This is a genomic window from Phreatobacter sp., assembly GCF_027532945.1.
In the GTDB taxonomy this organism is placed as follows: domain Bacteria; phylum Pseudomonadota; class Alphaproteobacteria; order Rhizobiales; family Phreatobacteraceae; genus Phreatobacter.
On record NZ_JAPZTZ010000002.1, the window covers coordinates 1 to 13,760 of the forward strand.

The 13,760-nt window shown below is 69.5% G+C and carries 11 protein-coding genes; 4 read left to right on the forward strand and 7 right to left on the reverse strand.

The features are described 5' to 3' along the window. Positions 1-93 precede the first annotated feature (93 nt). The 7 genes from O9344_RS00795 to O9344_RS00825 all read right to left on the reverse strand — a co-directional run bounded on the left by O9344_RS00795 (position 94) and on the right by O9344_RS00825 (position 8,461). Positions 94-2,157, reverse strand: a complete 2,064-nt coding sequence (locus tag O9344_RS00795) for a 3-hydroxyacyl-CoA dehydrogenase NAD-binding domain-containing protein (RefSeq protein WP_298471777.1) — start codon at positions 2,155-2,157, stop codon at positions 94-96. Positions 2,158-2,194: 37 nt separating this feature from the next. After that, positions 2,195-2,986 (reverse strand): SDR family oxidoreductase, encoded by a 792-nt coding sequence (locus O9344_RS00800; RefSeq protein WP_298471664.1) that lies wholly within the window; start codon positions 2,984-2,986, stop codon positions 2,195-2,197. 31 nt (positions 2,987-3,017) lie between these two features. Next, entirely contained in the window at positions 3,018-3,980 is a 963-nt protein-coding gene (locus tag O9344_RS00805; protein ID WP_298471666.1) for an alpha/beta hydrolase, read from the reverse strand. A gap of 96 nt (positions 3,981-4,076) precedes the next feature. After that, a complete protein-coding gene (locus O9344_RS00810) occupies positions 4,077-4,763 on the reverse strand; it encodes a glutathione S-transferase family protein (protein ID WP_298471668.1) in 687 nt (228 codons plus the stop codon). Between the two features lie 18 nt (positions 4,764-4,781). Next, complete coding sequence (locus O9344_RS00815) at positions 4,782-6,200, reverse strand: M20 family metallopeptidase (RefSeq protein ID WP_298471670.1); 1,419 nt, start codon at positions 6,198-6,200, stop codon at positions 4,782-4,784. 136 nt (positions 6,201-6,336) lie between these two features. After that, entirely contained in the window at positions 6,337-7,134 is a 798-nt protein-coding gene (locus O9344_RS00820; RefSeq protein ID WP_298471781.1) for a crotonase/enoyl-CoA hydratase family protein, read from the reverse strand. 97 nt (positions 7,135-7,231) lie between these two features. Continuing rightward, entirely contained in the window at positions 7,232-8,461 is a 1,230-nt protein-coding gene (locus O9344_RS00825; RefSeq protein ID WP_298471674.1) for a crosslink repair DNA glycosylase YcaQ family protein, read from the reverse strand. Positions 8,462-8,670: 209 nt separating this feature from the next. Here O9344_RS00825 and O9344_RS00830 point away from each other — a divergent pair, with 209 nt between their 5' ends. From O9344_RS00830 to mgtE, 4 genes are all read left to right on the forward strand, one after another. Then, the gene (locus O9344_RS00830) at positions 8,671-9,639 is read left to right on the forward strand and encodes an aldo/keto reductase (protein WP_298471677.1); all 969 of its coding nucleotides are present in this window, start codon (positions 8,671-8,673) and stop codon (positions 9,637-9,639) included. Positions 9,640-9,801: 162 nt separating this feature from the next. Further along, entirely contained in the window at positions 9,802-10,257 is a 456-nt protein-coding gene (locus tag O9344_RS00835; RefSeq protein WP_298471679.1) for a hypothetical protein, read from the forward strand. Positions 10,258-10,393: 136 nt separating this feature from the next. Beyond that, a complete protein-coding gene (locus O9344_RS00840) occupies positions 10,394-11,893 on the forward strand; it encodes a pilus assembly protein TadG-related protein (RefSeq protein ID WP_298471682.1) in 1,500 nt (499 codons plus the stop codon). 524 nt (positions 11,894-12,417) lie between these two features. Then, positions 12,418-13,755 carry a magnesium transporter gene (gene mgtE, locus O9344_RS00845; protein WP_298471784.1) on the forward strand — a complete coding sequence of 446 codons (1,338 nt, stop codon included), beginning with the start codon at positions 12,418-12,420 and terminating at the stop codon, positions 13,753-13,755. The last annotated feature ends 5 nt before the right edge of the window (positions 13,756-13,760 follow it).

Genomic DNA, 13,760 nt, shown 5'->3' on the forward strand with positions numbered 1-13,760 from the left:
TCTCCCGGCCTTCGGCCGACCTCTCCCCGCCGGGGAGAGGTGAAGGTGGCGCCTCCGCGGTGAAGGCGGGTCCGGGAAGGGGTTCCCCTCCCCTCACTTCCAGTCCCGGAAGCCCTTGCCCTCGGCGACCAGCTTTTCCAAGAGCGCGGAGGGCTTGAAGTCGGCGCCGTGCAGGTCCTCGAAGCCCTTCATCACCTTCAGCACCTCGGCCAAGCCGATCGTGTCGCCATAGAACATCGGACCGCCGCGATAGACCGGCCAGCCATAGCCGTTGACCCAGACCGTATCGATGTCGGAGGCGCGGATGGCCTTGCCCTCCTCAAGGATCTTCGCGCCCTCGTTGATCATCGGATAGATGCAGCGCTGGAGGATCTCCTCATCCGAGATCGGCCGGCGGTTGATGCCCTTTTTCGCCGCGAGGTCGAGGATGACCTTCTCGGTGATGGGCGAGGGCTTGGCGTTGCGCGCCTCGTCATAGTCGTAGAAGCCGGCGCCGGTCTTCTGGCCGCGGCGGTCCATCTCACAGAGAATCTCGCGCACCGTCTCGCCCTTTGAGGTCTCGCGCGACCAGCCGATGTCGAGGCCGGCGAGGTCGCTCATGGCGAAGGGGCCCATGGGCAGGCCGAAATCGTAGAGCACGCGGTCGACGTCCCAGGGCATGGCGCCCTCGAGGATGAGCTTCGTCGCCTCGCGCTGGCGCTGGGCGAGCATGCGATTGCCCACGAAGCCGTGGCAGACGCCGACGAGGACGCCGACCTTGCCGATGGTTTTCGCAAGGCCCATGGCGGTGGCGATGACGTCCTTCGCCGTCTTCTCGCCGCGCACCACCTCCAGCAGCCGCATGACGTTGGCCGGCGAGAAGAAGTGCATGCCGATGACGTCCTCGGGCCGCGAGGTGGCGGCGGCGATCTCGTTGACGTCGAGATAGGAGGTGTTGGTGGCGAGGATCGCGCCCTTCTTGACGATGGCGTCGAGCTTGCCGAAGACCTCCTTCTTGATCGCCATGTTCTCGAAGACCGCCTCGATGACGAGGTCGCAATCGGCCAGCGCCGCAAAGTCCATCGAGGGCGTGAAGCGGCCCATCCGCGTCTCGACATCGGCCATGGTGAGGCGGCCGCGCTTGGCGGTGTTCTCGTAGTTCTTGCGGATCACCGAGAGGCCGCGGTCGAGGGCCTCCTGCTTGGCCTCGACGATGGTGACGGGGATGCCGACATTGACGAAGTTCATGGCGATGCCGCCGCCCATCGTGCCGGCGCCGATGATGCCGACCTTGGCGATGGTGCGGGTCGGCGTGTCGTCCGGCACGTCGGGGATCTTGGCGGCCTGGCGCTCCGCGAAGAAGACATGGCGCTGGGCGAGCGACTGGGTGCCGACCATCAGCCGCATGATCGTCTCGCGCTCGAACTTGAGGCCGGCATCGAAGGGCATGGAGACCGCCGCCTCGACGCACTGGATGCAGGCTTCCGGCGCCTCGAAGCCGCGGAACTTGCGGGCATTGGCCTTGCGGAAGGCGGCGAAGACGGCGGGATCGGCATTCAGCTTTTCGGAGCGGTCGCGCACCTTCTTGAGGGGCGCCGCATCCGTGACAAGCTTCGCCGCGAAGGCGATGGCATCGGCCTTGAGCGAGCCCTCGCCCGCCACGGCATCGACGAGGCCGTGGGTCGCGGCCTCCGCCGCCTTCATCGGATCACCGAAGGCGATGACCTCGAGCGCCCGCTCGATGCCGACGAGGCGCGGCAGGCGCTGCGTGCCGCCGGCGCCGGGAACGAGGCCGAGCTTCACCTCGGGCAGGCCGAGCTTCGCCGAGGGCACGGCGACGCGGTAATGGCAGGAGAGCGCCAGTTCCAGGCCGCCGCCGAGCGCCGTACCGTGGATCGCCGCGACGACCGGCTTCGGGCAGGCCTCCAGGATGGCATTGACCTCGTTCAGCGGCACGCCCTTCGGCGGCTTGCCGAACTCGGTGATGTCGGCGCCGGCGATGAAGGTGCGCCCGGCGCAGTGGATGACCACCGCCTTCACGGCCGGATCGGCGCCCGCCTTCTGCACCGCCTCGGCAATGCCGGTGCGCACATTGGCGGAGAGCGCGTTCACCGGCGGCGAGGCGACGGTGACGACGGCGACGGCGCCGTCAGTGGCGAGATCGACGACTTCGTTGATGGCGGTCACGGGCGAACTCCTGATCGAGAACAAGCGGTCAGCGCGGGCGCTGGCCGGCGAAGGGAAGCGTGGAGGACAGGCCGCCATCGACGGGGAAGGCCTGGCCGTTGACGTAGCTCGCCTCGTCGCTGGCGAGGAAACAGGCCATGGCGGCGATCTCCTCGGGCTGGCCGGGGCGGTTCAGCGGGTTGAGCTGGCCGAGCTTGCCCTCGCTGCCGCGCTTGCGGGCGTGGTCGAAGATCGGGACGGTCATGCCGGTCTCGATGAGGCCGGGGCAGACCGCGTTGACGCGCACGCCGGTGCCGTAGAAGGCGTTGGCCGCCGTCTGGACGAGGCTGACGACGCCGGCCTTGGAGGCCGAATAAGGCGCGCCGCCGGCATTGGCCTTGAGGCCCGCGACCGAGGCCGTGCAGACGATGGCGCCATGGCCTTGCGCGATCATCAGCGGAGCGACCTCGCGGATGGCGAGGAAGGGGCCGATGAGATTGACGCGCAGGATCTCCTGCCAGCTCTCGACGGTGAGGTCGAAGAAGGGCGTGAGCCCACCGGAGATACCGGCATTGGCGTAGATGGCGTCGATGCCGCCGAAAGCCTTCTCCGCTTCCGCGACATAGGCCTTCACGTCGGTCTCCGAGCCGGCATCGGCGGCCATGGCGCGCGCCGTCGCGCCGGTTGAGCGGATCTCGGCGGCGACCGCCTCCACCGCCTCCGCCGAGCGGTCGACGAGGAGGACCGAGGCGCCCTCCCTGGCGAAGAGGCGGGCGCTCGCCCGGCCGATGCCGCTCGCCGCACCGGTGACGATGGTGCGCTTGCCCTGAAGCCTGCCCATGCGGGTCCTCCCGAGACCTTCAGTCGCCCTGTTACCGGGCCTTGTCGTCAGCATCCCAGGCCGAGATCACCGCGCGCATCGTGGTGATGAGGGCCAGTGGCTGGTCGATGAGCACGTGGTGCTGCGCCTCCGGGATCTCGACGAAGAACGTGCCGGCCGGCGCTTGGCGGCGCACGTAATCCTTGATCTCGTCGGGGAAGAGCACCGAGCGCGAGCCCCAGGTGATGGCGAGGCGGCACTTGGCGGCGGCAAGGTCCTCAGCCGGATCGCGGCGGGTCATGCGCGACCACATGAAGGGGTCGAAGCGCCAGGTCCACCCTGACGAGCCGTCGGCCTTCTTCACCTCGCGCAACGAATACCGAGCGATGTTGTCGACGATGTAGAGGTTCTCCGCCGTCTGGGCCGGCATGAGGCGGAACCGGGCAATCGCCTGTTCGAACCTGTCGTAGACGAGGGTGTCGCGCGGCTCTCTCGAGGGCGGCCGGCTGAAGTCGCGCTTCGCCCGCATCTCCTTCGACAGGAAGGGCGAGTCGATGGTGATGAGCCCGCCGATGCGCTCGCCATGGACGGCAGCGAAGGCCATGCCGGGGAAGCTGCCGAAGGAATGCGAGGCGACCAGCGGCTTTACCGGGCCCTCTTCCAGCCCCGTGGCCTCAAGCGTTGCCAGCATCTCGCCCATGAGGTCGTCCATCGAGTAGGCGGGACGCCAGTCGGTGCCGCCCATGCCCGACCAGGAGGTCGCGACGACACGGTGGGTGCTCGCGAAGAACGGCGCGAGATGGCTCCACCAGTCGGCATGGGCGGAGCCGCCGTGGAGCAGGAGCAGGCCGGGCTTGCCGCGCTCACCCCAGGCGAGCGTCTCGATGGTGACGCCGGCGCCCTGGTGCGTGGTGCGCTCCGGCGCCTTGGCCAGCGCATCGGTAAACCAGGCGGGGGCCGGCGGCCTTGCGCCGGCGAAGGCGACCAGTGGTGCGGGGATCGGCTCACTGGCCATGCGGAAGTCCCGGTGGATGCGACGGGCGGAAGCATTCACCCCGCTCCCGCCCCTCGCAATAGGTCGAACGGCAGGAGCGCAGGTCTGATGCTGCCGTCAGCCGGCCTTCTTCAGGTGGCCGAACATGACCTTGCGGGCCTCGTCGTCCATCTGCGCCTTGAAGGTGAAGCGATCCTTCAGCGCCACGGCGCGGGCGGCAGCGGGACGCGCCGAGACCGCATCGCACAGGCGCTTGACGTTCGGATAGCGGTCGAAGGCGCCCTCGCCGAGGACGAAGGGCAGCATCCGGATCCAGCCCCAGAGCGCCATGTCGACGATGGAATAGGCGTTGCCGACCATCCAGTCGCGGCCGGCGAGATGGCCCTCGACCACCTTGAGGTGACGGTCCGCCTCATACTGGTAGCGCTCATGGGCATAGGGCACCGGCTCGGGGGCGAAGTGCTTGAAATGCACCGCCTGACCGAAGAAGGGGCCGATGCCGGTGGCGACGAACATCAGCCAGGAGAGAAGTTCGCCGCGCGCCTTGGCGTCGCCCGCGGGGGGCAGGAACTGGCCGGTCTTCTCGGCGAGGTAGAGCAGGATCGCATTGGAATCGAAGACCACCGCGTCGCCGTCGGTGATGGCGGGCACCTTGCCGTTGGGGTTGATGGCGAGGAAGTCCGGCGCGAACTGCGCGCCGGTGCGGGTGTCGACGGCGACCGGCTCATAGGCGAGGCCGGTCTCCTCCAGCAGCAGGGCGACCTTGGTCGGGTTGGGCGAACCGTTGAAGTAGAAGCGGATCATCGGGGGACCTTTCGGGCGTCAGCCGGCGGACATGGTGAGGGGCGGACCGATCTCGTCGGGGATCGGGCAGAGGTAAGGGGTCGCGGCAGTGCGGCGGGCGAGGTCCGCCTTGGCGGCGGCCATGAGCTCGGGATTCGAGAGAACCGCAGCGCCGGTGGCGGCCATGGCTTTGGCCACCTGCACCATGGCCTTGTGGGCGGCCGGCATCTTGCCCTGCGTCACGACCTGCCAGGTGTGGAAGGGCGTGCCGATGGCGACGGTGGGCGCATGGGCCTGGACGGTCGGTACGACCCAGCTGACATCGCCGACATCGGTCGAGCCGATCAGCGGGTTGCGCTTGGCGTCGAGCGGCACGGTGAAATCGGCGAGCGGCCGGTCCTCGGGCTCCCGGCCGATCGTGTGATAGACGCTGGCAATGTCCTGGGGCGTCAGGGTCGCCTGGATATCCTTCGCGAAGGCGCGGTCGGCGTCGTCGAAATGCGGCGGTCCAAGATCCTCCAGCACAGTCTGCAGCGCCTGTTCCAGCGGCGTGTTGCCGAGGATGTTGGAGACGGCAGAGATGATCTTCACCTCGACCTTGGTCTCGGTCATCAGCGCGGCGCCTTGCGCGATCTTCTTCACGCGCTCGACGAGTTCGAGCATGCCGGGCAGGTCGCGGGCGCGGATGGAATAGCGCACGCGCGCATGGGCCTGCACGACATTCGGCGCGATGCCACCGGTATCGAGGAGGGCGTAGTGGACGCGGGCGTCGGAGGGCATGTGCTCGCGCATGTAGTTGACGCCGACATTCATCAGCTCGACCGCGTCGAGAGCCGAGCGGCCGAGATGCGGCGAGGCGGCGGCATGCGAGGCCTTGCCGGTGAAGATGAAGTCTGCGCGGGTGTTGGCGAGCGACAGCGGCGGGGCAACCTCCCACCAGCTCGACGGGTGCCAGGTGATGGCGACGTCGGCATCCCCAAAGGCGCCGGCGCGCACCATGAAGGCCTTGGCCGCGCCGCCCTCTTCCGCCGGGCAGCCATAATAGCGCACGCGGCCGGGCGTGCCGGTCTCGGCGAGCCAGTTCTTCATGGCGGTGGCGGCAAGCAGCGCCGCCGAGCCGAGCAGGTTGTGACCGCAGCCATGGCCGTGGCCGCCGGTCTCGACCGGGCGATGCTCGGCAACGCCGGCCTCCTGGCTGAGGCCCGGCAGGGCGTCATATTCGCCGAGGAAGCAGATGACCGGACCGCCCTCGCCCGCCTCGCCCATGACGGCGGTCGGGATGCCGGCGAGGTTCTCGGTGACGCGGAAGCCCTCGGCCTTCAGCTGCGCGGTGTGCTCGGCGCAGGAGCGGACCTCGGTGTAGCAGACCTCCGGCATCCCCCAGACGCGGTCGGAGAGTTCGATGAGACGGCCAGAGGCCGCGTCCACCTGCCGCCACAGGTCGCTTCGGTTATCCATGATGTCCTCGGGATCGGCTGCGAAGGCCGCATATCACTGCCGCACCGCGGCGAAGTCCAGCGCGGCGGTGCATGGGAGGGTCATCGGAGGAGGGCTAGCTGCAGGACGCACTTGCTCGATGCAGTCGCCCCACCCCTCAATCCGCAAAGCGCGGCACCCGCTTCTCCATATTGGCGACGATGGCCTCGACCTGGTTGGGCGAGCCGAGGATGGCCTGCTGCTCCACCGATTCCATCATCAGCCCCTCGGCGGAGGAGACGAGCGGCGCCGCATTGAGCAGGCGCTTGGCGGCGCTGATGGCGGCGGGGTTCTTCGCAGCGATATCGCGCGCCGCAGCCAGCGCCGCGGCCCGCGGGTCCGCCTCGATGCGGGTGACAAGGCCGAGGGCGAGGGCCTCCTCGCCGGTGACGACGCGGCCGGTATAGGTGAGGTCGCGCACCACGTCGTCGCGGCAAAGATGCCGCAGCAGCTGCGTGCCGGCGACATCGGGAACGAGGCCCCACTTGATCTCCATGACCGAGAGTTTCGCATCAGCGGTGGCGAAGCGCAGGTCGGCGCCGAGCGCCACCTGGAGCCCGCCGCCATAGGCGACGCCATGTACCGCGCAGATGACCGGCACGGGCAGTTCGCGCCAGCACCAGGCGGCGAATTGCGGCCGATTGGCGATACCGTGGGTGCGCGGCACGAGGTCGGAGAGGCTGCGGTCACCGCCCGCCTGCATGGCGGCGAAGGAGCCGAAATCGAGGCCGGCGCAGAAGGCGCGGCCTTCCCCGGAGAGGACCGCGGCGCGTACGCCCATCGTGTCCCGGACCAGCGCCGCCGCCTCGATCAGCGCGTCGAACATGGCGGGATCGAGCGCGTTCATCTTGTCGGGGCGGTCGAGGCGGATGTCGGCGACACCGGCCTCGATGGTGACGGCGATGCGGTCGCGAATGCGGGTGGCGGTCATGGGCGGCTCCTCGGGCCGGCATGATGGGAGAGGCGCCGGGACGGGTGAAGACCGCCGTTCGGGAGTGAGGATGGCCTGCCCTTCAGCCCAGTTCCGCCGCCAGCGCCGCCGCCAGATCGCCTCTGGGCATGACCCGCACATCAGCCAATCCGAGCCAGCGCGCCATGAGCGTGAGTTCCTCCGCCAGAGGGCCGGCGACCGCGTCGACCGCGCCCTGCTCGCGGTGGGCCGCCTGCACCACCAGCGCCGAAGCGCCCCGGTCAGCCTTGAGGTCGACGCGCGCCACCAGCCGGTCGCCGAGGAGGAAGGGCAGCACGTAATAGCCGTGGGTGCGCTTGTCGGCGGGCGTGTAGATCTCGAGGCGGATGCGGGCACCGAAGAGCCCTTCCGTGCGCTCGCGCTGCCAGACCAGCGGATCGAAGGGGGCGAGCAGCGCCCGCGCCTCGACCCTGCGGGGGATGCGGGCGCCCTTCGCGAGATAGGCGGGGTTGCGGAACCCCTCGACGGTGACGGGCACGAGGTCCCCCGCCTCGACCAGTTCCGCAACCGCCTGCCGCGTCCCGGCGACGCCGAGGCGGAAATAGTCGCGCAGGCACCGCTCGGTGCCGATGCCGAGGGCGATGGCCGAGCGCCGGACCAGCTCGCGGTGGGCCATCGCCTCGTCCGGGGTCGGCGCCTCGACGATGGCGCGGGGCAGCACCCGCTCGGTGAGGTCGTAGATGCGCTCGAAGGCGCCGCGCCGCGTCGCGGTCGTCACGATCCCCGCCCAGAACAGCCATTCGATGGCGCGCTTGCCCTCCGACCAGCCCCACCAGCCGCCCTCGCCGCGATGGTCGTGGGAGAGTTCGCCCGCGGCCTTCGGGCCTTCCTCCTCGATCTCCCGGCGCACCTGTTCGATGAGGTCGGCCCGCTCGCGGCCGAAGCCGGCGAGGCCGGTATAGATCCCCTCGCCACGCCGGGCCCGCTCCATCCGCCAGCGGAACAGCGGTTGCAGCGCGACCGGCAGATAGGAGGCCTCGTGGCCCCAATATTCGAAGAGGGCCCGGCGGCGGCCGCCATAGGCGAGGGCATCGAGATCGCCGGGATCGTAGAGGCCGAGGCGGGAGAAACCGGGAAGGGTATGGGCCCGCGCCACCACGTTGACGGAATCGATCTGGATGACGCCGAGATCCTCGGCCATGCGCTTCAGATGCCGCCGCTCGGCCGGGCGCGCGCCACGTCCCGCCCCATGGCCGGCGAGGTCGAAGCCCTGCGCGGCGATGGCGATGCGGCGGGCCTGGGCGAGCGAGAGGCTGTCGGAATGGCGGGGCATGGCGTCAGATGAGGCTAGCGCGAGGGATAAGTCGGACACCACCCGAAAGCTGTCAGCATTTTTTTGCGGCCCGCAAAGCCCCGCCGCCGCTGGCCCGGCCGCTTCGCGCGGCTGCCATGCCGCAATAAAAAGGGCGGCCACTTGTCCCCAAGGCGGTGAGCCGGGCTAATCTCGCCGCCCGTCCATCAGAAGACCCCGAGGAGAGACCCATGACGCCGCGCCAGCCTCCGATGAAGCGCCCCCTCGGCCGCACCGGTCTCTCCATCGCCCCGCTGGTCTTCGGCGGCAATGTCTTCGGCTGGACGGCGGATGAGGCGACCTCCTTCGCCCTGCTCGACGCCTTCGTGGAGGCCGGCTTCGACGCGGTGGACACGGCGGACGTCTATTCGGCCTGGGCGCCGGGCAATTCCGGGGGCGAGAGCGAGACCATCATCGGCCGCTGGATGAAGGCGCGCGGATCGCGCGCGAAGATCACCCTCATCACCAAGGTCGGCTCGCCGATGGGCGAGGGCAAGAAGGGCCTGTCGGCGCGCTACATCGCGGAAGCCGTGGAGGCCTCGCTGAAGCGGTTGCAGACCGACGCGATCGATCTCTACCTGTCCCACTGGCCGGACCCGGAGACGCCGCACGAGGAGAGCCTCGCCGCCTATGACAAGCTGCTGAAAGCCGGCAAGGTGCGCGCCATCGGATGCTCGAACCTCGATGCGGCCCAGCTCTCGGCCTCGCTCGAGGCCGCCAAGGCCCACGGCCTGCCGCGCTACGACGTGCTGCAGCCCGAGTACAATCTCCACGACCGCGCCAAGTTCGAGGGGCCGCTGGCGGATCTCTGCGTCGCCGAGGAGATCGGCGTGATCACCTACTTCTCGCTCGCCAAGGGCTTCCTGTCCGGCAAGTACCGGTCAGAGGCGGATCTCGGCAAGAGCCCGCGGGGCGAGCGCGGCGTCAGGCCCTATCTGACCGAGCGCGGCTTCCGCATCCTCGCGGCGCTCGACGCGGTGGCCGAGGCCCATGCCTGCAAGCCGGCCGAGGTGGCGCTGGCCTGGCTCATGCGCAAGCGCGGCGTCACCGCGCCGATCGCCAGTGCCACGACGCTGGAGCAGATGGACAGCCTGTTGCGCTCGGCGGCGCTGCGGCTCACGGATTCCGACATGCGGACGCTCGACGCGGCGGGCGCCTGAGGACGGTCGCCCGACCCGCACCGCTCCCAAACTATTGCGAAGCCTCGCAACGTCTTGTTTCTGCGGGCGATGGCGTGCACAGATGCGGTGTTTCGCCGTTTCGGCGAGGCACCGCCCCAGATGTCCGTCCCAGATGCCCGCCACGACAGCGGATCCCCCGCGATGACGACTGCCCTCGCCGCCGGCCTCGCCTGTCTCGGCGCCCTCGCCCTGGCGCCGGCGAGCGCCCATGCCCAATGGCGGGTGCGCGAGGTCCAGGAGGCCCATGGGGCACCGGCGCTGGAGATCATCTATCGCAGCTCCGGCGAACGGCTGACCCTGCTGTGCAGCGCCGGCTCGGCCTTTGTCTCCTTCGCGCCGGGCTACCGCCTGCCGGCATCCGACGCGCTGGTGGAAGGGCATTACAGCGTCGACGGCCGGCCAGCGAAGACGGTGCGCTGGCAGATGACGCGCAACTCCGCCTTCATCACGGCCGGCTTCGCCACCAGCTTCGTCGCCGACATCACCGGCGCGTCGCAACTGTCCATCGCCTTTCCGGCGGTCGAACAGACCTATGATCTCTCCCCGCTGCGGCCCCATGCCGCCCGGCTAAGGGCCATCTGCGGCTCCGCGAGCTGAGGGTTTCGCTCCGGTTTCCCTATGGGCAATTCATTTACCGCACCACCAGTTCACCCTGTTTCCACTTGGCCTTTAGGGGTTTCTTGAAGGGCCATCTGTATCGCTGGTTGTCAGACACACGATCTGGAACGCCGCGATGCCCCTCGCCCGACTTTTCCGTGACATCACCGCCCTGCTCGGCCGCACCCGCCGCGACACCTCCGGCGTGACCGCGGTCCTGTTCGCCATCTGCGCCGTGCCCGTCATGCTGATCATCGGCGCCGGCGTCGACTTCTCCCGCGTCTCGGCAGCGCGCACCGCCGCACAGGCGGCAGCCGACGCTGCGGCCCTCGCGGCCGCCTCCTCGAAGCTCGATGCCGAGGCCGCCATGCGCGTCATTGCCGACAACCATGCCAATGCCAATGTCCGCGAGACCAATGCGCATGGCTCGAAGATCACCGACTTCGCCTATAATGCGACGACCCGTGAGGTCACGCTGAAGATCACCGGTACGGTGCCGGCGACGTTCCTGGCGCTGGCTGGCTGGTCGACCCTGCCCTACCAGGCCGAGGCCAAGGCCGTGCGCGGCCTCAACGGCACGACCGAACTGGTGCTGGTGCTGGACAATACCTGGTCCATGTCAGGTGCGAAGCTGGACGCGCTGAAGGCGGCGGCCGAGGATCTGGTCGTCCAGCTGCGCCAGGACCCGAAGGCCGATGTGAAGATCGGCGTCGTGCCCTATGCCGACTACGTCAATGTCGGCGTGAACAACCGCAATACCGGCTGGGTCGATGTGCCGGCCGATTACAGCACCACGACGCCGCGCGTCTGCACCACACAGACCACGCGGCAGACCTGCACCACACGCACCTGCACCCGGGGCGCACCGCGCACCTGCACCCGCGTCGTCGACGGCGTAACCGAGAGCTATGACTGCACGCCGCAGACCTGCACCACCCCCACCTGCACGACGCAGACCGTTCCGCCCTACGAGACCTGCACCGGCGGCAGCACCACCTGGTATCGCTGGTACGGCTGCGTCGGCTCGCGCCGCACGGGCAACCTGCGCCTCAACGACACCACGCCCTCCGAGCGCTATCCCGGCTACCTCGCCACCAGTCAGAACTGCCTCAATCCGATCGTGCCGCTAACCGCGAGCCAGTCCACCGTCGTCTCGGCGATCCGCGGGATGGTGGTGAATATCGGCGGCTACCGGCCCTCCACCTACATCCCGGCCGGGCTCATCTGGGGCGTCAACGTGCTCTCGCCGACCGCCCCCTTCTCCGAGGGCGCCGCCTATGACCCGACCAACCGCCGCCCGCGCAAGGTCATGGTGCTGATGACGGACGGCGAGAACACCCTGCGCTTCCAGGCCTCCGACGGTCGCCACATCACGCCGAACGGCAATGCCACCGCCCAGGCGGCGCAGCTGAAGCAGACCTATGACGACATGAACGACATCTGCACCTATGCGAAGTCGAAGCAGATCGAGGTCTTCACGGTGGCCTTCGACATCACCGCGGCGACGGCCATCACCGCCATGCGCAACTGTGCCTCCTCGCCGGCGCATTACTTCGACGCCCGCGACCGCCAGGGCCTGGCCGATGCCTTCAAGGCGATCGCCCTGTCGCTGCAGAACGTGCGCATCACCCAGTAACGGGCGAGGCAGCGCCCGCAGGGGCGCTGCCGGTCCCGGCGACACGCGGCAAGCCCCCGGACGGCCCTTGGTTGGGATCCGGGGCGAGGCTTTGCCCGACATCACGCTATTGCGTTCACCCGCGCAGCGGGTCCCTGTTTCCACGACTTGACCCCCGGGATGGCGAGGCGCATAGGCGCCTGACGATCCCCCCGGGGATTGCCCACCCGCGACGGAACCCCATGCCCAGCGACAGTCCTGATCGATCGTCTGTGCCGATGCGGCGCGCGGGCTAGTCCGACCCCGGACCCTCGCCGCCGTATCGGCGCGAAGAGGTCCTGCATGAACATCGATATCCTTGCCGCGCGTGGCCCCGGCCGCGTGTCCTGGCCATTGCCACTGCCGATCCCCGTTCCGCATCGCGCCGGCCGCCGGCGACGAAGACCTGCGCCTCATCCCCTCCCGGGATCCCGCCGCACCGTCCTTTCGTCTCCCGCTGCCGGAGCCATGCCATGACCCGCCTCCTCTCGCTCGACCGCCTCGCCATGCGCCGTCCCGCCGCGCTCCCGACCCTGATGGAGCCGGTGCCGGACATCGTCGACCGCCTCAACGACCTACCCCTCATGGAGGCCGCCGCGGCGCTCGCGGCGCTGCCGCCGGCCCATGCGGTGGAGGTGCTCGACCAGGCGGCGCTGGAGCGCGGCGCCGACATCCTCGTGGCGTTCGACCGGACGCTGGCGGCGACGCTGCTCGCCGGCATGTCCGCCGACCGGGCCGCCGACCTCATCGGCGCCGTGGGGCCGGCCGACCGCCTCGCACTGATGGGGCGGCTCGACGCCGAGACGCGCGCTGGCCTCGACCGGCTGCTCGCCTATCCGGAAGGCACCGTCGGCTCGCTGATGACGACGGAGGTCGTCACCGTGCCCTCGACCCACACGGTCGGCGAGGCGCTGGACCATGTGCGCCGCGTCGAGCGGACGCGCGAGACCGTCTATGCCGTCTTCGTGCTGGACGCCGTGACCGGCGTGCTGCTCCATGCCGTGCCGCTGCGCCGGCTCGTCGCCTGCGACCCGGCCGCGCCCGTCCTCGCCGCTGTCTCCGAGCGGCCGATGGTGACGGTGGAGGCCAATGCGCCGGCCGACGAGGCGGTGCGCATCGTCGCCCGCCACGACTTCCTCGCCGTGCCGGTGGTGGATGGCGGCGGGCACCTGCTCGGCATCGTCACGGTGGACGACGTGCTCGACACGATGATCGCGCGGCAGACCGAGCAGGTGCAGCGCATGGGCGGCATGGAGGCAATGCACCAGTCCTACTGGCGCACCGGCTTCTGGCAGATGCTGCGCAAGCGCGGCGGCTGGCTCTCCATCCTGCTGGTCGGCGAGATGATGACGGCGAGCGCCATGCAGGGCTTCCAGGGGGAGCTGGAGAAGGCCATCGTCCTGTCGCTGTTCATCCCGCTGATCATGAGCTCGGGCGGCAATTCCGGCTCGCAGGCCGCCTCGCTGGTGATCCGCGGCCTTGCGCTCGGCGATATCCGCCTTGCCGACTGGTGGCGCGTCGCCTTGCGCGAACTGCCCTCGGGCCTGGCGCTTGGCGCCCTGCTCGGCGTCATCGCGGTGGCGCGCATCGTGCTGTGGCAGCTCTTCGGCATCTACGACCACGGGCCCCACTGGCCGCTGGTGGCGGCGACCATCGGCCTCGCGCTCGTCTGCATCGTCACCTTCGGCTCGATGAACGGCTCGATGCTGCCCTTCTTGCTGAAGCGCCTCGGCTTCGACCCGGCCACGGCCTCCGCGCCCTTCGTGGCGACGCTGGTCGATGTCTCCGGCCTCGTCATCTATTTCAGCGTGGCGCTGGTGGTGCTGCGCGGCACGCTGCTGTGAGCGGG

What these genes read in the sequence shown, in the direction of transcription:
- O9344_RS00830 (WP_298471677.1), top strand. Translation starts at nt 8,671, where the DNA reads ATGACGCCGCGCCAGCCTCCGATGAAGCGCCCCCTCGGCCGCACCGGT.
- O9344_RS00840 (WP_298471682.1), top strand. Translation starts at nt 10,394, where the DNA reads ATGCCCCTCGCCCGACTTTTCCGTGACATCACCGCCCTGCTCGGCCGC.
- O9344_RS00800 (WP_298471664.1), bottom strand. Translation starts at nt 2,986, where the DNA reads ATGGGCAGGCTTCAGGGCAAGCGCACCATCGTCACCGGTGCGGCGAGC.
- O9344_RS00805 (WP_298471666.1), bottom strand. Translation starts at nt 3,980, where the DNA reads ATGGCCAGTGAGCCGATCCCCGCACCACTGGTCGCCTTCGCCGGCGCA.
- mgtE (WP_298471784.1), top strand. Translation starts at nt 12,418, where the DNA reads ATGCGCCGTCCCGCCGCGCTCCCGACCCTGATGGAGCCGGTGCCGGAC.
- O9344_RS00810 (WP_298471668.1), bottom strand. Translation starts at nt 4,763, where the DNA reads ATGATCCGCTTCTACTTCAACGGTTCGCCCAACCCGACCAAGGTCGCC.
- O9344_RS00815 (WP_298471670.1), bottom strand. Translation starts at nt 6,200, where the DNA reads ATGGATAACCGAAGCGACCTGTGGCGGCAGGTGGACGCGGCCTCTGGC.
- O9344_RS00825 (WP_298471674.1), bottom strand. Translation starts at nt 8,461, where the DNA reads ATGCCCCGCCATTCCGACAGCCTCTCGCTCGCCCAGGCCCGCCGCATC.
- O9344_RS00835 (WP_298471679.1), top strand. Translation starts at nt 9,802, where the DNA reads ATGACGACTGCCCTCGCCGCCGGCCTCGCCTGTCTCGGCGCCCTCGCC.